Here is a 20,028-nt window from a genome sequence, read left to right on the forward strand (position 1 = left end):
ACCGCCTGCAGCAAAGAATGAGAAGGTGCGCGTGCGGATCCGGCAGGCGCGCTGAGCGCCGGCGAATATCCGCGTCGTGAACGGCACGGCCCCATCACAGCGTGGCTGAGCCGCATTTTTTGACTGTATCCCAATGAATTGCATTGCAACTGCTTCTCTGCGAGTATTCCAGCGGCTGTGCGACTGCAGCAGTGCAGTTTCGGCACACGGCGCTTGAAAAAGACCAGGAGAGCAATGCAGTGAAAAAGATCGTGACCGCAGGCCTGATGCTGCTGAGCAGCGCTGGTGCGCACGCGGAAGGACTGACAACCTCGCCCGACGGCCAGACGCTGACCGTGAGCTTTGGAGAACCCACCGTCAAACAGGTGCTCCACTATCGCAAGATGTACGAGAAAAAGCCGTTTCCCGATGCGGAGATTTATTACTACGGCAACGGCATGTACAAGATCATTTCGCAGGGCGAGAACCACTATGGCGTCTACGTTCTGCAAGGCAGTTTCGACGACGAGACCTGCACGGTGAAGTTCATCTCACTCCCCTCTCCAGACTGGGGCAACAAAACCGCCTTCCACCAACTGACCTTCATCCGCAGCGGCAAGGAAAACGTCTTCATTCAAAACGCCATCGTCGAGACGGGTGAAGCCATTGCGCAGCAGAACGGAACCTACACGCAGGAACAGAACACGCTCGCCAATCCTGTCCACAAGGAGTGGCACAGCAAATGACAACCTGCGCTGGCGTCACGGTAATGCCAAGCGCCCGAATCGGCACTGTTCTTGTCGCCGGAGAGTATCCCAACGCCGCCGGGACCTGACGGCAGGCCGCGGTGCTGCACCGGCCGGAACACACTGGCACATCGCGCTGTCGGTACCCGTGCGACTTGCCATTACGGCATGAGCTCGCCTTTTCCAGCAACCGCCGAGGTGATCGCAGCACATCCGGCAGCCCCATGAAAAAAGCCTCCCTTGCGGGAGGCCATGGGTCGATCGGCGCCTTGTTGCATCATCCGTGTGACTGACGTCCTTACCGCTAAAGTTGGCGCGGCACGTGTTCAGCCACGTGCCGCGCCAACACGTGCTCAGTTGCCCGCAGCGGGCTTGGCCGGCATCGGACGCTTGCCGTGATCACCACGCTCGCCATGCTCGCCCGGACCACGCGGACCGTGCTCGCCACGCTGCTTGGAGGCCGCATCGAACTCGGCCTTGCTCAACTTGCCGTCCTTGTCGGTATCGGCCTTGGCAAACCATGCGTCGCGATGCTGCTGCATGCGCAACGCACGGTCGGCGCGATCGACAAAGCCGTCCTTGTTGACGTCCATCTCATCGAAACGCGCGGCGAACTTCGGGTCGGCCTTGGCTTCTTCGCGGCTGATGCGGCCGTCCTTGTTGGTATCGAACTTGCTCAGCCATTCGCCGCGCCCGTCGCGTCCATCACGACCCGGGCCCCGATGATGCGGACGCTCATCGCGCGACAGCTTGCCGTCCTTGTTGGTGTCCAACGTATCGAACTGCGCAGCCAGCTTCGGATCGGCCGCCGCTTCGCTGCGGTCGATCACGCCATCGCCGTTCTTGTCGAGCTTGGCAGGACGCGGCGCATCGCCAGCGGCAGGCGGAGCGGCGAACACCGCGCCGGTGGACAGGGCGGCCAGCACGGCCAATGCGAGAAACGGTTTGCGAGACGTCATGAGAAACTCCTGGGATGTGAGAACCACACGCGGCACCTGCATGGGCCGCATCGCGTGGGTGGCGCATCCGGATCCACCGTGCGCTGCCACCAACACCCACATCAACGAGCGATCGGCACACGCGTTGACGCGGCCACCTGGCGTATTCATCCGGCGGACAGTCGCCGCTGTTGCGACACACAGGCGCTATCCTGCGTCCATGGCCATCCACGCCGACACCCACGACGACCTGCGCCTGTTCCAGACCGGCGAGCATGCCTGCGGCTACTGGCCGGATCGGCGCGCGCGCGACCTGGTGCTGGACCCGCACGATCCGCGTCTGGGCGCAATTTATCCGCAGGCATTGGCGTGGGGATTCCGGCGCTCCGGCGATCTGGTCTACCGGCCGCATTGCGAACGTTGCCGCGCCTGCGTGCCGGTGCGCATTGCCGTGGATGCGTTCCGGCACGATCGCAGTCAGCGCCGTTGCCTGGCGCGCAACCAGGACCTGGTGGTGCGCGTGGTCGCCGCCGAACGCACCGACGAACAACTTGCGTTGTATCGGCAGTACCTCAAGCACCGCCATCCCGGCGGCGGCATGGACGAACATGGCGCCACCGAATTCGACCAGTTCCTGATCGGCGGCTGGTCGCATGGGCGCTTTCTTGAGATACGCGAACCGGCGGTGGCGCACGCGCCAGGGCGATTGCTCGCCGTTGCGGTCACCGATGTCACCGAGCACGCCTTGTCGGCGGTCTATACGTTCTACGCGCCGGATGCCGCCGCGCGCAGTCTGGGCACCTTCGCGATCCTGCAGCAGATCCAGTGGGCGCAACGCGAGCGGCGCGCGCATGTGTATCTGGGCTACTGGATCGACGGCCACGCGAAGATGAATTACAAGCGCCACTTCAGCGCACTGGAAGCTTACGACGGCCGTCAATGGCGCGGGCTCCCCGCCCCTGCACCGGCAGGTTGAACCACCGGACGACGACATCGGCCTGTCGTCTCCCGCATGCGAGAATGTCGCGATGATCAAACCCATCCTGCTGCTTGCGCTGACCATGCTCTGCGCTGCTTGCGCGCATCGCGCGCCCTCCTCCGATACCGCGCCCGGCGCTTCCGCTGCCGCGCCTGAATCTGCCCACTTGCGCATCGCGACCTACAACACATCGCTGTATTCCGACGAGGCCGGCGGCCTGGTGCGCGAACTGCAGGGCGACAGCGCGCATGCGCGCAAGATCGCCGCGGTGCTGCAGCGGGTGCGCCCGGATCTGGTGCTGCTCAACGAGTTCGATTTCGACCCCGAGCACCGCGCCGCCGACCTGTTCCAGCAGCGCTATCTGCAGGTCGCTCAGCCAGGCGGCGGCGAAGCGCTGCGCTATCCGTATCGCTACCTGGCGCCAGTGAATACCGGCGTGCCGAGTGGGCTGGATCTGGACAACAACGGCACTGTCGGTGGCGATGGCCGCTCGCGCGGCAACGATGCCTGGGGGTATGGGTTGCACCCTGGCCAGTACGGCATGCTGGTGCTGTCGCGCTATCCGATCGATACGCAGGCGGTGCGCAGTTTCCAGCTGCTGAAATGGAGCGCGTTGCCGGGTGCGTTGCGCCCGACCGATCCGTCCAGCAAGAAATCGTTTTATCGCGATGCGATCTGGGCGCAACTGCGGCTGTCGTCCAAATCGCATTGGGACGTGCCGGTGCGCACGCCGCTGGGCGTGGTGCACGCGCTGGTGTCACATCCCACACCGCCGGTGTTCGACGGTGCCGAGAAGCGCAACGCCGCCCGCAATCACGACGAACTACGGCTATGGCGCGAGTATCTGGATAACCCAAAAGACGCCGCATGGTTGTGCGACGACCAGGGCCGCTGCGGCGGTCTGCCGGCCGACGCGCGCTTTGTGATCCTCGGCGATCTCAATAACGACCCGGTCGATGGCGCTGGCCGCCACGATGCGATCCGCGCACTGATCACGCATCCGCGCGTGCTGCAGTACCCCACCCCGCACAGCGACGGCGGCCCGGAAAAAACCACCGAATACGCCGCGCTAGGCATTGCGCATACCGGCGACCCGCAGCAGGTCACCGGCGACTTCGGCCCGCAGGCCGGCACGATGCGCCTGGACTACGTGCTGCCATCGCGCCAGTTCACCCTGATCGGCAGCGGCATCTTCTGGCCCGCGAGCAGCGCGCCGGAAGCGGCAATTGCCGATGGCAGCGACCATCATGCGGTGTGGGTGGATGTGGCTGAGAAGCCGTGATTGGGGGATTCGGGATTCGGGATTCGAAGCATCTGGCTCAGAGCTGACTCAGGCTTCTCCTGCGGACGATCCGTTGAACAGCGGCAGCTGCGGCAGGAGCACGGGGTGCTCGTGCAGCAGTATGTTGAAGACGTGCCGGGATGCGGTCGGCGCTCGTCAATGCCGGGCTAGCGCGGTCGGTGACGAGAGCGCCCACCCGAGTCGCCAGAGCAGGGAGCGGTTCTTTGCTGCCGCTACAGCCCCGCCCCGACACGCATTGCGCCTCAGGCGTCCAGCCGGATCGCCAACGCCTCAGCCGCCACACGTGCCTTCTCACGCGCAGCATCGATGCTGTCGGCACGCGCCAGCGTGACACCGACACGGCGATGGCCATCTACGCGCGGCTTGCCGAACAAACGGAGTGCGGTATCCGGGTCGCGCAGTGCATCGGCAATGTTATCGAAGGCCGGCACGCCGTGGCCGTGTGCGAGCAATGCACACGATGCCGATGGCCCGCTCTGACGAATCACGCCACCGTTGTCGGCACCGACCGGCAGGCCAAGAATGGCGCGTGCGTGCAGCGCGAATTCGCTTAACTCCTGCGATACCAGCGTGACCAGGCCGGTGTCGTGCGGGCGCGGCGAGACTTCGCTGAACCACACCTCGTCGCCCTTGACGAACAACTCCACACCGAACAGCCCCCAGCCACCGAGGTCGTCGGTGATGGCCTGCGCGATCTGCTGCGAGCGCTGCAGCGCGGCCGGCGACATCGGCTGCGGCTGCCAGCTCTCGCGGTAGTCGCCATCTTTCTGCCAATGCCCGATCGGATCGCAGAACGAGGTGCCGCCGGCATGCCGCACGGTCAACAAGGTGATCTCGTAATCGAAGTCGATGAAGCCTTCGACGATGCAGCGGCCGGCACCGGCACGCCCGCCGGTCTGCGCGTACTCCCACGCGGCATCGATGTCCGCTTCGCTGCGCAAGGTGCTCTGGCCCTTGCCCGAGGACGACATCACCGGCTTGACCACGCACGGCAGGCCGACGGCGGCGATGGCGTCGCGGTATTCGGCAGCCGTGTCGACGAAACGATACGGCGAGGTCGGCAGGCCCAGGGTTTCGGCCGCCAGACGACGGATGCCTTCGCGGTCCATGGTCAGGCGTGCGGCGCGCGCAGTCGGGATGACCTTCTGCCCTTGCTCGCGCTCCAGCGCGACCAGCGTTTCGGTATGGATCGCCTCGATCTCCGGCACGATCAGATGCGGCTGCTCTTTGGCGATCAGCGCGCGCAGTGCCTGCGAGTCGAGCATGTCCAGCACGTGCGAACGATGCGCCACCTGCATCGCCGGCGCGTTGGCGTAACGGTCGGCAGCGATCACTTCCACCCCGAAGCGCTGCAATTCGATCGCCACTTCCTTGCCCAGTTCGCCCGAGCCCAGCAACAGCACGCGGGTGGCGGAAGGCGACAACGGCGTGCCGAGAGTAGTCATGAGCGCGGTCCAGATCGGAAGGGGGCCGCCATTCTAACGGGCCGTCACCCAGACCGCCGGTCAGAGCCCTTGCGTCGACTGATATCAATTTGATATCTTTTTTCTACTCCCCAAGGACACCTGACTCATGAAAGAGAAGCCGATCAGCTCACTGCCGGGCATTCCCGTCATCCTCGCCGCCGGCGCGGCGTTCGCAGGCGCGGCGTGGTTCATCCTCACCTCGATGGCTGCCACCACCACAACGCCGGGCGGGTTTCTCACTTCGCTGCTGGTGGTGGCGGTGGGCATCTTCATGCTGGCCGGCCTGTACACGCTGGAGCCGAACCAGGCCGCAGTGCTGAGCCTGTTCGGCAAGTACGTCGGCACGGTCAAGGACCCGGGGCTGCGCTGGAACAACCCCTTCTATGCAAAACGTCGCGTCAGCCAGCGCGTGCGCAACTTCGAAAGCGGCCGGCTCAAGGTCAACGAACTGGATGGCAGCCCGATCGAGATTGCCGCCGTGATCGTGTGGCAGGTGCTGGACGCATCCGAAGCGGTCTACAACGTGGACGATTACGAAAGCTTCGTGCATATCCAATCCGAAGCGGCGCTGCGTTCGATGGCCACCAGCTACCCCTACGACCAGCACGAAGACGATCAGATCTCGCTGCGCAGCCACCCGGCTGAAATCAGCGAGCAACTCAAGCGCCATCTGGACGAGCGCCTGACCCAGGCCGGCGTGGATGTGATCGAAGCGCGTATCAGCCACCTCGCCTACGCACCGGAAATCGCCCAGGCCATGCTGCAGCGGCAGCAGGCCAATGCGGTGATCGCCGCACGCACGCGCATCGTCGCCGGTGCGGTGGGCATGGTCGAAATGGCGCTGTCCGAACTGCAGAAAAATGGCGTGGTGCAGCTGGACGAAGAGCGCAAGGCGCACATGGTCAGCAACCTGCTCACGGTGTTGTGTTCTGATCGTGGCACCCAACCGGTGGTCAACGCCGGCTCGCTGTATTGAGGTGATGCGATGAATGTCATGGTGCCGTTGGTGGTCGCGCTCTCCGGCTTGCCCGCGTTGGCAATCGCCGCCTCCATCGGGGCGGACGAGGACGACCGCGCGCGTGGCCTGGGCCTGCGCTGGGCGCTGATCGGCCTGGTGATCCTGATCGGTGCCGCATGCCTGTACTGGGCCGGCGACAACCGCGCCGGCATCTACGCGGTGGTGATCGGCATGCTCGTCGGCGTGAACGTGTTGATCGTCTCGATGGTGATGCACCTGCGCCGCCACAGCGGCCGCGGGGAGCGCGAGTGAACGAAAAGAAGGCCTATCCGCTGCGCATCAACGCCGACGTCCTGGCCGCCGTGCAGCGCTGGTCAGACGACGAACTGCGCAGCCTCAATGCACAGATCGAATACGTGTTGCGCGATGCGCTGCGCAAGGCCGGCCGGCTGCCGAAGCCGCGCGACGACAAGGAACCGCAAGCATGAGCAAACGCTGGAACTATCTGACCATCGAGTTGAAGCCGTCGTTTATCGGCACGATCAAGAGCGAGGACATCCAGGCCGAACTGGTCAAGCAGGGCAACCTCGGCTGGGAACTGGTCAACATCCTCATGCATATGCCGCTTGGCACAGCGCTGCTGGTGTTCAAGAAGGAACTCTGACATCGGCGCGCCAGCGCGCCTCGGCGGCTGGCGCGCAGTGGCCGCTCGTGCGCTGCGTTGATGACGGACGTGGCAGCGGTGGTCGCCGAGCTCTCGCACCGCCGCTGTACCAGGATTTGCCTTCGCTGGCCGCGCTGGCCACTTCGGCCTACCCTGTGCCGATGCCGATACGTCCCTTGCCGACCCTGCTGCTCAATACCCGCTCTATCGAACTGGTGCCAGCCGCCCTTCTGCAGGCGCGCAGCAATGCCGACGCGCGTGTGCTGGCGCAGGCCGACTGGCTGCTGAGGCGCAAGCGCGATGGGCGCTATCTGGCCGCGCAACTGGCGCAAGGGCTGATGCCGCTGGTGCCGCGGCTGGCACGCGAGTCCGGCCTGGATGAGGCGCTGGATCGGTTGGATGCCGGCACGCCCCGCCTGCCGCCCCGCGCCACCACGCTCCCGATCGACGGCCTGCAACGCCGTCTGGCGCAGCTGGGCATCGCTCACGACGATTACGTCAGCCAGACCGGCCTGACGCTGATCGCCGAACCGGCCGTGCTGCAGCATGCCGGCCGCGACCGCTTCGGTCGGCCGCTCTGGCTCAGCCACGGCGCGGCCCGCGCCTGGCACCGCATGCGAATCGATGCGGCACGCACGGGCGTCCTGCTCGATGCGATCTCGGGCTATCGCAGTCACGACTATCAACTGGGCATTTTCGAACGCAAGTTCGCGCGCGGCCTCACGCTTGCCCAGATTCTGGCCGTCAACGCAGCGCCAGGCTTCAGCGAACACCACAGCGGCGATGCACTGGATATCGGCACGCCAGGCGAGCCGCCGGCCGAAGACGCCTTCGAAGCGACGCCGGCATTCGCGTGGTTGCGTACGCATGCCGCGCAGTTCGGCTTTCGCCTAAGTTATCCGCGCGACAACCCGCATGGCATCGTCTACGAGCCGTGGCACTGGCGTTGGTCGGCGACGTAAGCAGGCCGCGCGTCATGCCTCACGCGACGCAGCGCGACACGGCCGCCCAGCTTGTCTGCCACCCCTGCGCGCGAGCTACTCCTGCGAACGCGGCGTCGGCACCTTGGCCGCCACGCTGAAGTCGGCGATCTTCCACAGATAGAAAGCGGCATAGCTGCGATACGGGCCCCAGCGTTCGCCGCGTGCGGCCAGTTCCTTCGGCATTGGCATCTGCTCCTGCTTGTCCACGCGTTGGGCACCTTTGCCCACGCCCAGGTCGTCGATCGGCAGCAGATCCGGGCGACCCAGGCGAAACATCAGCATCATTTCCACCGTCCAGCGGCCGATGCCACGCACCGGTATCAGCGCCTGGACAATCGCTTCGTCGTCCATGAAAGCGAGCTTGCGTAACGAGGGAATCTCGCCTTCCAGTTCGCGCCGCGCCAGATCGCGCAATGCCAGCGCCTTGTTGCCGGACACGCCGCAGGCGCGCAATGCCGCATCGTCGATACGAGCGAGCGTATCCGCATGCAACCGCTGCGCACCGATCGCCACTTCCACCCGCGCCACGATCGTGGAGGCCGCCTTGCCGCTGAGTTGCTGGAACAGGATCGCACGCGCCAATGCGTCCACCGGATCGAACGGCTTGCGCCAACCCGGCTGTGGCGCGATCGGGCCGATGCGCTTCATCCACGCACCCAGCGCGCGGTCGCGCCGGGTCAAGTGCGCGAATGCAGCTTCCACGTCGAATCCGCGGGCATGGCGCGGCATGCTCAGCGCCTCAACGCGCCGATCGCCAGCACCACCCAGCCCAGCATCAGGCTGACCCCGCCAACCGGCGCCAGGCTGGTGGGCCACTGCAGCAGCGCGCCGCCGACCAGGCTACCGGCAAACAGCAGCGTGCCGATCAACAGCAGATACAGACCGATCCGACCCAGCGCGCGCGTTTCGGTGGTGCCGAGCACGGCCAAGACCGCGCCATGCCCGAATGCGTACAGCGACGCCAGTTGCAGCCGCGATTGCAGCACTGCATCGGCCACGCCATGCGAGGCATAGGCCGACAACCCCACCGCGATGGCGGCCAGCAACGCGCCGCAGAACGCCAGCAGCGAGGGATGTTTCTTACGACGTTCGAGCAGGGACATGAGGGCAGGCTCCATTGCAGCGCCGTGGCGCAAAAAAAAACGCGCCGCAAGGTTGCGGCGCGTTTTCGTCTGGATCAACTCATCGTGGTGAAACGATTACTTGATGGCCCAGTAAACATCGTAGACACCTTCCGGCGTAAACGACTTGTCCACGCCTGCCTTCCACGACTCGTACGGACGCTCGGTCACGTCGTTGCCGTTGGTGGCAGACCAGGCACGCAGCGAGCTACGCACTGCATCCAGACCGGCCATGTGGCCTGCGTAGGTTGCATAGGCAGAGCGATGCGCCTTGGTGCGCTCGTACTTCACCGGTGCTTCGGTCGGGATATTGACCTTCAGCTCTTCGCCAGTGGCGGCGACCGGCGTTGCATCGACCGGAGCAGCGGCAGCGGCGTCGTCCTTCTTGGCAGCGTCCTTGGCCGCATCCGGCTTGGGAGCCGCACCGGCACGCTTGCGCACCGGCTGCACGACGTCGAAGGCGTACTTGTCGGAGGCGAAGTCGGTGGTGACGATGCGCACCGGACCCGCAGCCTCAAGGCCGTTGGAATCCATCACACGCTTGATCCACTCCTGGTTGTCCTTGATCGACTTCTTGATCGTCTCGTTGTCACGATCGATGTTGCCTGCGGTGACGACCAACAGGTCCTCGGCCGGCACATCGACGATCTTGAGATCGCTCAACACCGGCTTGCCATCCAGCTCGGCGCGGTAGTCGAAATTGGGAACGGTGGCCAGTGCGGTCGCCAGACGCGACAGACCCAGTTTCAGGTCGTCACCCACGTGGCGGCTGACATACAAGCCGGCATAACGACCGAACAGGTTCCAGCCGTACTTGACGCTGTAGTCCTGCGTGATCTTGACGTTCTTGTTGTTCTTGCCGGTCGGCACCAGGGTGAAATTGGTGACCTTGTCATAGCCCTTGGTGGGATCGTCGATCGAAATCTCAACACGCTCGTTCTTGACGCTGTTGGTGATCTCCCAGCTGCCCTTGCCGATGTAACCTTCGGTGGAGCTGTACTCGATACGTGCACCCTTGCCCTCTTCAGGGCCGGCCAGCTTCAGCTGGAGCTTGGGGTCACGCAGCACGAGCGGGTTCCAATCCTTGAAACGACGGAAGCTGTTCACGGTGTCGTAAACAATCGTCATTCTGCGGTTGGTCTCAACACTCTCGGACATCTGCCGCTCCGAGGGCAACACCAGGCCCACTACGACAAACAGGCCAGCCACGATCCCCAAGGCGATCAGGAACTCGATAATACGGGTCATTCAGGAGGTCTCCGGGGCCGATCCCACGGCCGGGTTGAGTGAAGCGAAGCCGCCATCCTAGCAGGCTTCGAGAAAGATGTTCAGTTGTGCGACGGGTAGCGCGGTCTTGCGGTGTCATCCAGCGCAAGACACGCCGTTGCACAGCGACGCAATCCTAATCCAGGCAGGGGTTTGGACGGATTGCGCGCCGCTATCATGCACATCGCGCGATGCCTGTGTGTGATGCAGCGATGGCATGGCGCCTTCGCCCTGCTCGTCAGCCTGTTGCCATGCAGATGCACAGCAACGCGCCACGGTGGATCGCACCGCAGTGAATCAGGCACGCCCGCAGGGTGAAACGCGCCGCCGCGCGCCGTGCCCCTCAGCGCAGACGGGGATTGGGCGCCGCCCGGCGATGCCGTCAGACCAACTGCAGCTCGAAGGCCTTCAATACCGCGCGGGTGCGATCGCGCACGCCGAGCTTGGACAGAATGTTGGAGACGTGATTCTTGATGGTGCCCTCGGCCACGCCCAGCGAATTGGCGATCTCCTTGTTGGAAAACCCGCTGGCCATCAGCCGCAGGATCTCGGTCTCGCGGTCGGTGAGCGGATCGGGGCGGTCCAGGCTGACGAACTCGTTGCGCATGTGTTCCAGGCCCGACAGCAGGCGCTGGGTCACCGCCGGCTGCACCAGCGAGCCGCCGCCGGCCACGGTGCGAATCGCGCCGACCAGTTGTTCCAGCGAGACATCCTTGAGCAGATAGCCCTTGGCGCCGGCCTTGAGCCCGGCCAGTACCAGTTGGTCGTCGTCGAAGGTGGTCAGGATGATCGTCGGCGGCAGCGTGCCGTTGCGCGAGAGCATCTGCAGCGCCTCCAGCCCGGACATCACCGGCATGCGCATGTCCATCAGCACCACATCGGGCTGAATCTGCGGAATCTGCTCGACCGCCTGCTTGCCATCGGAGGCCTCGGCGACCACTTCGATGCCGTTGTCCAGCGCCAGCAGCGAGCGGATGCCCTGGCGTACCAGGGTTTGGTCGTCGACCAGGCACACACGGATCATCTAGAACACTCCTTGGGTCACGGCCGCAGGCATCAGTGCCGGCGCGCCTGGAACGGAGATGCGCAGGCCGAAGCCGTCACCCCGCCGGGTTTGAATCTCGAGCTGGCCACCATACTGGTTCAGGCGTTCGCGCATGCCGCGCAGCCCGTTGCCGGGCGCCACGGTGTCGGCGCCATGGCCGTCGTCGCGGGCGTCGATCAGCACGCTGTCAGCATCGCGGCGCACCTGGATCCACAGGTTGCGCGCACCGGCATGGCGCACCGCATTGGTGATGATTTCCTGGGTACAGCGCAGCAGCACGTGGGCGCGCTCGGGGTCGTCCAGGGTCAGTGGCTGGGCGATGTCCAGATGGATGTCCAGCGAGGGCACCTGGGTCACCAGCGGGCGCAAGGCCGCTTCCAGATCGATGGCGCCGCTGTCGCGCAGGTGGCTGACCGCTTCGCGCACGTCGGTGAGCAGCAGCTTGGCCAGCGTATGCGCCTGACGCACGTGTTCCTGGGCCTGGCCCTCGGTGATGTGGCCGGCCACTTCCAGATTCAGGCTCAGCGCGGTGAGGTGGTGACCGAGCAGGTCGTGCAGCTCGCGCGAGATGCGGGTGCGCTCGTTGATGCGGGCGCTTTCGGCCAGCAAGGCCCGGGTGGCGCGCAGTTCGGCATTGAGCCGGCGCTGTTCTTCGCGCGCATCGGTCTGCTGGCGCGCGACCAGGCTGGTCACGAAGATGAACATTGAAAAGCCGCCGTACAGCAGCGACTGCATCAATGCGGCGAACAGGGTGAAGTCCGGGCGCAGGTAATAGAACACCGGCAGCACCGCCAGCTGGCTGAGCACCAGCCAGGCCACGCCGATGCGCAGCGGCAGCAGCCAGGGGATCACCCCGGCCGCCACCATCATCAGAATGCTGCCCAGCCCGGTTCCGCTCAGATAGCTGACCGCCAGCGCGAAGATGGTGAGCAGCAGCAGAATCAGCCGGTCGTACCAATGTGCGTGGCCGCCGCTGTTCAAACCGCGGGTCAACCAGAAGTAGCTGGCGCCGAAGCCGACGAAGAACCCCGACATCAGCAGGGCTTCGGCCACGCTGCGGTGGTCGCCCTCTTCGGCAACCGGCCAGTACGTGTACACCAACGGCATGGCGATCATCGCCCAGGTGAACAGGCCGGCGAAGCGCAGGACGCGCGTATGACTGAGGTATCCCAACATGTACGCATCTTAGGCGTAACGCGCGGCCCTGCCCTCTTGCCGGAAGTCATGCATCGGCGCGTTGGCAACAAGTTGCACTCCGACATCGGCGCGCCGCTGCCGCCTGCTCGTCCGCATGCCCTGCGGAGCGCGCATGCCGGGTCGCCGCTTCAGGCCACGCATGTAATAATCCGACGCAGATCCGATTTCGGGTCGAGAGCGTTACCCCACGGAGTCCCAATGTCGATCGTTATCCGCGACGTGCGCGAGCACGAGCTCGATTCCGTCCTGGCCCTGAACAACAATGCCGGACTGGCAATCCTGCCGCTGGATCCAAACAAGCTGCAGCGCTTCTACGAGCAGGCCGAATATTTTCGCGTCGCCGAGCGCGACGGCAACCTGGCCGGGTTTCTGGTCGGGTTCGGTAGCGGCAGTGCGCATGACAGCAGCAATTTCGCCTGGTTCCGGGACCGTCATCCGGAATTTTTCTACATCGACCGCATCGTGGTCGCCAGCCGCCGTCGCGGTGGTGGCGTCGGGCGTGCGTTCTATGCCGATGTGCAGAGCTACACCGAGTTGCGCTACCCGCAACTGGCCTGCGAGGTGTTCCTGGACCATGGCGCCGATGCGGCGTTGTTGTTCCATGGCAGCTTCGGCTTCCGCGAGGTTGGCCAGAACACCATGGCCGATGTGGAAGTGCGCGCCAGCATGCTGATGAAAGACATGTGCAGCTATCCCTGGGTCAAGGAGACCTATGGCGGCAAGTTGCCCGAGCAGTTGCCGTGGGTCGGCCGGCCGCGTCATGCCGCTGCCACCGACAACGCATCGACGGGGAGCTGAGGCGTGGCGAGCGTAAATGTGGATTTTGAACAAGCCGGCGAACTGAAGATCGGCCAGGTGGGTATCGCCAATTTGCGCGTGCGCACGCTGGATGTGCCGCGCCTGCTGCGCGAGATGCAGGAACGGGTGACCCGCGCGCCCAAGTTGTTCGGGCGTGCGGCGGTGATCCTGGATTTCGGTGGGCTGTCGCAATTGCCCGACGTGACCACCGCCAAGGCGCTGCTGGATGGTCTGCGTGCGGCCGGCGTGCTGCCGGTTGCATTGGCCTACGGCACTAGCGAGATCGATCTGCTGTCGCAGCAGCTCGGCGTGCCGCTGCTGGCCAAGTTCCGTGCGCAATACGAACCCGCTGCGGTGAGCCCACCGCCTCCGCCGCCGCCACCTGCACGCGCCGAACCCGCCGCGCCTGTCGTGCGCCCGGCACCTGGCCGCATGCAACGCAACGCGGTGCGTTCGGGACAGCAGCTGTATGCGGAGAACTGCGACCTGACCGTACTCAGTACGGTGGGTGCCGGCGCCGAGGTCATCGCCGACGGCAGCATCCATATCTACGGTACCCTGCGTGGCCGCGCGTTGGCCGGTGCGCAAGGCAATACCGACGCGCGCATCTTCTGCCGCGATTTCCACGCCGAACTGGTCGCCATCGCTGGCCACTACAAGGTGCTGGACGATGTCCCCATGGAACTGCGTGGCAAGGCCGTCCAGGTCTGGCTGGAGCAGGATCAGATCAAGATCGCTGCGCTGGACTGACGCAGCCCAACCACTGAAATATTCGGAGAAATCCTTTGGCTGAAATCATCGTAGTCACCTCCGGCAAGGGCGGCGTCGGCAAGACCACCACCAGCGCGAGCCTGGCCTGCGGGCTGGCAAAGCGCGGCAAGAAGGTCGCCGTCATCGACTTCGACGTCGGTCTGCGCAACCTGGACCTGATCATGGGCTGCGAGCGGCGCGTGGTGTACGACTTCGTCAACGTCGTGCATGGCGAGGCCACGCTCAAGCAGTCGCTGATCAAGGACAAGCGCTTCGACAACCTCTACGTGCTGGCTGCCTCGCAGACCCGCGACAAGGATGCGCTGACCCAGGAAGGTGTGGAGAAGGTGCTCAAGGATCTGGTTGCCGACGGCTTCGAGTATATCGTCTGCGATTCGCCAGCCGGCATCGAAAAAGGCGCGTTCCTGGCGATGTATTTTGCCGACCGCGCGGTGGTGGTGGTCAACCCGGAAGTGTCTTCGGTGCGCGACTCCGACCGCATCATCGGCCTGCTCGATTCCAAGACCCGCAAGGCCGAGGAAGGCAAGACCGTTCCTGCGTTCCTGCTGCTGACCCGCTACAGCCCGGGCCGCGTGGAAGGTGGCGAAATGCTCAGCATCACCGACGTGGAAGAAGTGCTCGGCCTCAAGGCCATCGGCATCATTCCCGAATCCGGCGATGTGCTCAACGCTTCCAACAAGGGCGAGCCGGTGATCCTGGATGCCGAGTCGCCGGCCGGCATGGCGTACGACGACGCGGTCGCCCGCATCATGGGCGAAGACCGCCCGATGCGATTCACATCCGTGGAGAAGAAAGGCTTCTTCAGCAAGCTGTTCGGAGGGTAAGCATGGGCCTGCTCGATTTTCTCAAGAGCAAGAAGAACACCGCCGAGACGGCCAAAAACCGCCTGCAGATCATCATTGCGCAGGAGCGCAACCATCGCGGAGGTCCGGACTACCTGCCGCTGCTGCAGCGCGAATTGCTGGAAGTGATCAAGAAGTACGTCAACATCGATGCCGATGCGGTGCGGGTTGATCTGGTCAAGGACGGCGAACACGACGTGCTGGATATCTCGGTCGCGTTGCCGGAAGACGGCGACAAGTAAAAGTGGCCGGCAAAACGACTGCGATCACCGCCAGGCTGCTCGCGACGTTGTGTTAGCCACTCCACATCCTCTGAACGGCACCGTGTTTGCACGGTGCCGTTTTAACGTGTGACCCGACCGCGAGCTCTCCCGCGTGACCATCGATTCTTCTTCCGCATTCGACTCCGAATCCGAATCTGCCACTGTAATGTGCGTGGCCGATATCGGCCTGGACGCACCCGCCGCGCTGCTCGCACGTTATGGCCTGCGCCTGCATCGCGTGGATGCGGGCGCGCCGATACCGGGCAGTTTCTGGGGCGAGCCGGAGGCCGGCATCATCGGTTGCGATGTCTACGTGCGCGACGACACGCCGGTGCATTCGCTGTTGCATGAGGTCGGGCATCTGATCGTGTTGCCGGCAGACAAGCGTGCCGCCGTGCATACCGATGCCACCGATTCGGTGGATGAAGAAGACGCAACCTGTTATCTGCAGATCCTGCTGGCAGATCAGTTGCCCGGTGTGGGCAGCGCGCGCCTGATGACCGACATGGATACCTGGGGCTATACGTACCGGCTGGGATCCACGCGTGCATGGTTCGAGCAGGATGCGGAAAACGCGCGTCGCTGGTTGAGCGAGCGCGGGTTGTTGCCGGTGTTGAGTGCTGCGTGCGTTTGATACGACGATGGATACGTGATCGACGCTATTGACGGAGTCCGCGATGCAGCGTGGTTCGTCATGCAGTTTTTCTCTCGATCAAGCGGCGTTCGGCCGCACGAACGCAACTGGCGGTGCGATGCGCGATGAGCGCGCAACACGCATCGCGACTATTTATCCCTGCAGCCCGGTCGCAATCGTCGAGCCGGACAGATCCAGCGTCGCCACTGTGCCCTGCCCTGCGCTGGAATCCAGATGCAGATGCCAGCCCAGGTGCTCGCATAGGCGCCCGATCAACTCCAGCCCGATACCGTTGCCCTGGCGTGCATTGCCGCGTGCCAGCCGCGCATAGATGGCACTGATTTCTTCCGGCGTCATGCCATGGCCCGGGTCGGCGATGCGCACCACGCCCGGTGGAGAGAGCGAGACGCGGATGATGCCGCGATCGCTGTTCTCGATCGCGTTGCGCAGCAGGTTGCCGATGGCGGTCTGCACGATGGCTACCGGCGCGGTCAGGCTGCACGCCGGCAATTGGTCGATGAGCACCTGCAGATCCTTGTCGGCACATAGATGCGCGTGGTCGGCGACGATCTCCGGCAATAGCTGATCCAGGCGCAGCGTGTCGTTGCCGCAGCTCAGCCGTCCGGGGTCCTTGGCCAGCACCAGCAACAAGGTGATCAGCTGTTCCACCGCACCGCTGGTATGCGCGATGCGCTCGAGCTGATGACGCACCGCAGGCGGTGTACCGGGCTGTTCCAGCGCCAGTTCGGCGGCGTTGCCGATCACCGCGATCGGGGTGCGCAACTCATGGCTGGCGCTGTCGATGAAGGCGCGTTCGCGCTCCACGAACTGGCCGTTGCGCTCGAGATAATCGTTGAGCGCATCGGCGATGACGTACAGCTCGGCACTGCCCTGCGGGCCCACGGCGATACGTTGCGCGCGGCGCTCCGGGCGCAGCGCGCCGATATCGCGTGCCAGCTCGACCAGCGGCCGCACCAGCCGCGCCATCGCATAGGTACCCATCACCAAGGTGACGCTGATCAGCGCGATGCCCGCGGCGAGCATCCAGCGGGTGAGAAATTTTTCCAGCGCTTCGAAATCGGTGATGTCCAGCACCAGCGCCAGGCGGCCGGCCTGCGCGGTATCGCGCACCATCACCGCACTCTGGCGGCCGGCGATTTCCAGCTCGTCGTGCAGGCCAGGATGCAAAGTACGCAACACCGGCGGCAGCGCCGCACTGTCGTCGACGCGGTACAGCCGCAAGGTGTCCGAATCCTGCCAGCGATAACCCGGATCCTGCGCGCTGCGGTCCAGAATGCTGTCCAGTTCGGAGTTGAGCAGCGAGCGCCAGACGCCGTGTTCGGCGCGCTCGTGCAGATACTGCGCGGTGCCGAACACCGCCAGCGTCATCAACAACGTGTAGCCGAACAACCACACCAACACGCGGCGGCCCAACGGTCGCTGCTTAGCCATCGATGGATTCGCCTGTGGCAAGCGCGCCGGCGCCATCCAGCACGGCCAGCCGGTAGCCGAGCCGCGGCAAGGTGTGGATCAACTTCTGCGCAAACGGGCCGTCCACGCTGCGGCGCAATTCGTAGATATGCGAGCGCAGCATGTCGCCATCGGGCGGGTCGTCGGCCCACAACGATTGCTCCAGCCGTTGCCGGGTGACGGCGGCGGGGCTGGCCTGCATCAGCACTTCCAGCAACTTGCGACAGGCCGGATACAGATGCAGCGCCTGGCCGGCGCGGGTGGCTTCCAGCGTGGACAGATCCAGGCGCAGATCGGCCACCTGCAGCAGCTTGCCGCGACGGCGGCCGTGTGCGCGCGCCAGCAAGGCCTCGATGCGCACTTCGAGCTCGGGCAGCGCGAACGGCTTGGTCAGATAGTCGTCGGCACCGGCACGGAAGCCGGCGATCTTGTCGGGCAACTCGTCGCGTGCGGTGAGCATGATCACCGGCAACTCGGACTGGTGCTGCTCGCGCAGGCGGCGCAGCACTTCCGGGCCGTCCATGCGCGGCATCATCCAGTCCAGCACCAGCACGTCGTAATGCTGGGTGGTGGCCAGATGCAGGCCGGTGACGCCGTCCGGCGCGGCGTCCAGGGTGTGCCCGCGCGCTTCGAAATACTCGAACAGATTGGCAACCATGTTGCGGTTGTCTTCGATGACCAGCAGCCGCATGAGCAGGTTTCCAGGGCGGCCCGGCAGGGGCGATTTGCGCATCCTAACCGAGCCTGGCCAAACGCAACCGTTACCGGTGCTTCCTACAGAATTCCGACCTGCTTGCCGGATAGTGTTCCGCCACTTTCATCAGAGCGTGCACGTGTCGCCTGCCATCTCTGCCGCTGTGTCCCATCAACGCATGCTGCTGGTTGCGCTGGCGCTGATCGTTGTCAGCCTGCTGGCCGGCCTTGGCTTACGTCAGCCCAATCCGCCGGACGAGCCGCGCTTTGTGCTGGCCGCACGCGGCATGGTCGAGACCGGTCAGTGGCTGCTGCCGCATCGCGGCAGCGAGCTGTATGCCGAAAAACCACCGGTGTTCATGTGGTTGCAGGCCGCCAGTTATCAGCTGGTGCCGCACTGGCCCGTCGCGTTCTTGCTTCCATCGCTGCTGGCGGCACTGGCCACGCTGTGGCTGACCTGGGACCTGACGCGGCGGTTATGGAATCGGCGCGTGGCGCGCCATGCGGTACTGGCGTTGTTTGCGGTGCTGCAGTTCGGCCTGATGGCCAAGCGTGCGCAGATCGACATGGTGCTGGTGGCGCTGACCACGCTGTCGTTGTGGGGGATGCTGCGGCATCTGCTGCGCGGGCCGGACTGGCGCGCGTGGACGCTGGGAGTATTCGCGGCCGGCGTGGGAACGGTGACCAAGGGCGTGGGCTTTTTGCCACTGCTGCTGTTGCTGCCGTGGATGGCGCTGCCGCGCAAGCACTGGAGTGTGTTGCCGGCACGTGCGCAGGCAGGGCGCAGCTGGTTGTTGGTACTGCCGGCGTTTCTGGCCGGCACTGCGGTGTGGCTGGGGCCGCTTTGCATCGCGCTACTGCAGAGCAACGACCCGGTGCTGCATGCGTACGCGCATGAGTTGTTGTTCAAGCAGACCGGCACCCGTTACGCACACGCGTGGCATCACGTGAAGCCGGTCTGGTACTACCTGCAGGTGATCGCCACGCTGTGGTTGCCCGGCTGCCTGTTGTTGCCGTGGCTGCTGCCGGCGTGGTGGCGACGACTGCGGCGCGGCGATCCGCGCTATGTGCTGTTGCTTGCCTGGAGCGTGTTGGTGCTGGTGTTCTTCAGCGCCAGCCCGGGCAAGCGTGAGGTGTATATCTTTCCGATGCTGCCGGCGTTGTGTATTGCCGCCGCACCGCTATTGGCCGGGCTACTGCGCAAGCGCGGCATCCGCGTGCTGCTGACCGGCTATGTGCTGCTGCTTGCGGTGGCCGCACTGGTATTGGGTATCGGGATCGCATTGCATCTGCATTGGGCGGAAAACACCGCGCTCAAGCGCGGAATGGATCTGGCCTCGATGCAATCGGTGGGTGTCTGGTTGATCGCCCTGGGCGCGGTCGGTCTGGCAGCGATCGCATGGTGGCGCGGCAAACGCGCCGGCATTGCGGTGGTGGTGGTGACCGCAGCGCTGTGGATCGTATACGGCCTGGGTTTGATGCCGGCATTGGATCCCTATAGCTCGGCCGCGCGATTGATGCAGCATGTCGGTCAACGCATCGGCCCGGATGCCGAGCTCGGCATGCTGGGCTGGCGCGAGCAGAACATGCTGCAGGCGGATCGGGCAGTGACCGACTTCGGCTTCAAGGCATCTTGGCAACAGCAATGGGACAAGGCCGGTCCGTGGCTTGCACACGCGCCGGAGAAACGTTGGTTATTCGTGCTCAAGCAGGCTGTACCGGCGTGTATCGCTCCGGCGCAACGCATCGATATCGGCGAATCCAATCGCAATCAATGGCAACTGGTGCCGGGCACCGCGTGGCACGCCGGTTGCATCGCCACTGCGTCCGACACCGAACAAACCGGTAGCGATGGCGATACAGACTGAATGCTCGGTGTCGATTAACGGCCGGGCAACTCCGGTCCGACCGC

At 64.7% G+C, this 20,028-nt stretch carries 23 protein-coding genes; 14 read left to right on the forward strand and 9 right to left on the reverse strand.

Features of this window, described 5'->3' with window-relative positions:
- Window positions 1–266 precede the first annotated feature (266 nt).
- A complete protein-coding gene (locus tag FFY45_RS03220) occupies window positions 267–725 on the forward strand; it encodes a hypothetical protein (RefSeq protein WP_176339652.1) in 459 nt (152 codons plus the stop codon).
- Window positions 726–1,078: 353 nt separating this feature from the next.
- On the opposite strand, the gene FFY45_RS03225 is transcribed toward FFY45_RS03220, so the two are convergent.
- A complete protein-coding gene (locus FFY45_RS03225; protein WP_176339404.1) occupies window positions 1,079–1,684 on the reverse strand; it encodes an EF-hand domain-containing protein in 606 nt (201 codons plus the stop codon).
- A gap of 40 nt (window positions 1,685–1,724) precedes the next feature.
- Between FFY45_RS03225 and FFY45_RS03230 the strand changes: the two genes are divergently transcribed.
- Both FFY45_RS03230 and FFY45_RS03235 read left to right on the forward strand, forming a co-directional pair.
- Window positions 1,725–2,639: an arginyltransferase gene (locus tag FFY45_RS03230; RefSeq protein ID WP_176339653.1), complete on the forward strand. Its 915-nt coding sequence runs from the start codon at window positions 1,725–1,727 to the stop codon at window positions 2,637–2,639.
- A gap of 52 nt (window positions 2,640–2,691) precedes the next feature.
- Window positions 2,692–3,924, forward strand: coding sequence for an endonuclease/exonuclease/phosphatase family protein (locus FFY45_RS03235; RefSeq protein WP_255171850.1), 1,233 nt, complete (start codon window positions 2,692–2,694; stop codon window positions 3,922–3,924).
- A 263-nt stretch (window positions 3,925–4,187) separates the two neighbouring features.
- On the opposite strand, the gene purT is transcribed toward FFY45_RS03235, so the two are convergent.
- The gene (gene purT, locus FFY45_RS03240) at window positions 4,188–5,390 is read right to left on the reverse strand and encodes a formate-dependent phosphoribosylglycinamide formyltransferase (protein WP_176339405.1); all 1,203 of its coding nucleotides are present in this window, start codon (window positions 5,388–5,390) and stop codon (window positions 4,188–4,190) included.
- A 127-nt stretch (window positions 5,391–5,517) separates the two neighbouring features.
- Here purT and FFY45_RS03245 point away from each other — a divergent pair, with 127 nt between their 5' ends.
- From FFY45_RS03245 to FFY45_RS03265, 5 genes are all read left to right on the forward strand, one after another.
- Entirely contained in the window at window positions 5,518–6,387 is an 870-nt protein-coding gene (locus tag FFY45_RS03245) for an SPFH domain-containing protein (protein WP_176339406.1), read from the forward strand.
- A gap of 9 nt (window positions 6,388–6,396) precedes the next feature.
- A complete protein-coding gene (locus FFY45_RS03250; protein WP_006450014.1) occupies window positions 6,397–6,681 on the forward strand; it encodes a hypothetical protein in 285 nt (94 codons plus the stop codon).
- Window positions 6,678–6,857 (forward strand): type II toxin-antitoxin system antitoxin, encoded by a 180-nt coding sequence (locus FFY45_RS03255; protein ID WP_006450015.1) that lies wholly within the window; start codon window positions 6,678–6,680, stop codon window positions 6,855–6,857. Before FFY45_RS03250 ends, FFY45_RS03255 begins: the two co-directional genes overlap by 4 nt.
- Window positions 6,854–7,033: a DUF4177 domain-containing protein gene (locus FFY45_RS03260; protein ID WP_023903110.1), complete on the forward strand. Its 180-nt coding sequence runs from the start codon at window positions 6,854–6,856 to the stop codon at window positions 7,031–7,033. Before FFY45_RS03255 ends, FFY45_RS03260 begins: the two co-directional genes overlap by 4 nt.
- Window positions 7,034–7,194: 161 nt before the next feature.
- Window positions 7,195–7,995 carry a M15 family metallopeptidase gene (locus FFY45_RS03265; RefSeq protein ID WP_176339407.1) on the forward strand — a complete coding sequence of 267 codons (801 nt, stop codon included), beginning with the start codon at window positions 7,195–7,197 and terminating at the stop codon, window positions 7,993–7,995.
- A gap of 75 nt (window positions 7,996–8,070) precedes the next feature.
- Here the strand turns inward: FFY45_RS03265 and FFY45_RS03270 are convergent, their stop codons facing one another.
- The 5 genes from FFY45_RS03270 to FFY45_RS03290 all read right to left on the reverse strand — a co-directional run bounded on the left by FFY45_RS03270 (window position 8,071) and on the right by FFY45_RS03290 (window position 12,624).
- Window positions 8,071–8,745: a DNA-3-methyladenine glycosylase family protein gene (locus FFY45_RS03270; RefSeq protein WP_176339408.1), complete on the reverse strand. Its 675-nt coding sequence runs from the start codon at window positions 8,743–8,745 to the stop codon at window positions 8,071–8,073.
- A gap of 2 nt (window positions 8,746–8,747) precedes the next feature.
- On the reverse strand, window positions 8,748–9,134 hold the full coding sequence (locus tag FFY45_RS03275) for a DUF423 domain-containing protein (protein ID WP_170118591.1): 387 nt from the start codon (window positions 9,132–9,134) through the stop codon (window positions 8,748–8,750).
- 81 nt (window positions 9,135–9,215) lie between these two features.
- Window positions 9,216–10,385 carry a polyketide cyclase gene (locus FFY45_RS03280; protein WP_168957959.1) on the reverse strand — a complete coding sequence of 390 codons (1,170 nt, stop codon included), beginning with the start codon at window positions 10,383–10,385 and terminating at the stop codon, window positions 9,216–9,218.
- Window positions 10,386–10,785: 400 nt separating this feature from the next.
- A complete protein-coding gene (locus FFY45_RS03285) occupies window positions 10,786–11,427 on the reverse strand; it encodes a response regulator (RefSeq protein WP_006450021.1) in 642 nt (213 codons plus the stop codon).
- Window positions 11,428–12,624: a sensor histidine kinase gene (locus FFY45_RS03290; protein ID WP_023903105.1), complete on the reverse strand. Its 1,197-nt coding sequence runs from the start codon at window positions 12,622–12,624 to the stop codon at window positions 11,428–11,430.
- Window positions 12,625–12,843: 219 nt separating this feature from the next.
- Between FFY45_RS03290 and FFY45_RS03295 the strand changes: the two genes are divergently transcribed.
- The 5 genes from FFY45_RS03295 to FFY45_RS03315 all read left to right on the forward strand — a co-directional run bounded on the left by FFY45_RS03295 (window position 12,844) and on the right by FFY45_RS03315 (window position 15,953).
- Window positions 12,844–13,443, forward strand: coding sequence for a GNAT family N-acetyltransferase (locus FFY45_RS03295; protein ID WP_006450023.1), 600 nt, complete (start codon window positions 12,844–12,846; stop codon window positions 13,441–13,443).
- Window positions 13,444–13,446: 3 nt separating this feature from the next.
- On the forward strand, window positions 13,447–14,193 hold the full coding sequence (minC, locus tag FFY45_RS03300) for a septum site-determining protein MinC (protein WP_176339409.1): 747 nt from the start codon (window positions 13,447–13,449) through the stop codon (window positions 14,191–14,193).
- A gap of 35 nt (window positions 14,194–14,228) precedes the next feature.
- A complete protein-coding gene (minD, locus tag FFY45_RS03305; RefSeq protein ID WP_006450025.1) occupies window positions 14,229–15,038 on the forward strand; it encodes a septum site-determining protein MinD in 810 nt (269 codons plus the stop codon).
- Between the two features lie 2 nt (window positions 15,039–15,040).
- Window positions 15,041–15,298, forward strand: a complete 258-nt coding sequence (gene minE, locus FFY45_RS03310; RefSeq protein ID WP_005994583.1) for a cell division topological specificity factor MinE — start codon at window positions 15,041–15,043, stop codon at window positions 15,296–15,298.
- A gap of 187 nt (window positions 15,299–15,485) precedes the next feature.
- Window positions 15,486–15,953 (forward strand): hypothetical protein, encoded by a 468-nt coding sequence (locus tag FFY45_RS03315; protein WP_176339655.1) that lies wholly within the window; start codon window positions 15,486–15,488, stop codon window positions 15,951–15,953.
- Window positions 15,954–16,106: 153 nt separating this feature from the next.
- Here FFY45_RS03315 and FFY45_RS03320 read toward each other — a convergent pair whose 3' ends face one another.
- The gene (locus FFY45_RS03320) at window positions 16,107–17,405 is read right to left on the reverse strand and encodes a sensor histidine kinase (protein WP_176339410.1); all 1,299 of its coding nucleotides are present in this window, start codon (window positions 17,403–17,405) and stop codon (window positions 16,107–16,109) included.
- Window positions 17,398–18,114 carry a response regulator transcription factor gene (locus FFY45_RS03325; protein WP_176339656.1) on the reverse strand — a complete coding sequence of 239 codons (717 nt, stop codon included), beginning with the start codon at window positions 18,112–18,114 and terminating at the stop codon, window positions 17,398–17,400. Before FFY45_RS03325 ends, FFY45_RS03320 begins: the two co-directional genes overlap by 8 nt.
- A gap of 136 nt (window positions 18,115–18,250) precedes the next feature.
- Between FFY45_RS03325 and FFY45_RS03330 the strand changes: the two genes are divergently transcribed.
- The gene (locus FFY45_RS03330; RefSeq protein WP_176339411.1) at window positions 18,251–19,984 is read left to right on the forward strand and encodes a glycosyltransferase family 39 protein; all 1,734 of its coding nucleotides are present in this window, start codon (window positions 18,251–18,253) and stop codon (window positions 19,982–19,984) included.
- The last annotated feature ends 44 nt before the right edge of the window (window positions 19,985–20,028 follow it).

The organism is Xanthomonas hortorum (genome assembly GCF_011305375.1).
Taxonomy (GTDB): Bacteria; Pseudomonadota; Gammaproteobacteria; order Xanthomonadales; family Xanthomonadaceae; genus Xanthomonas; species Xanthomonas hortorum_E.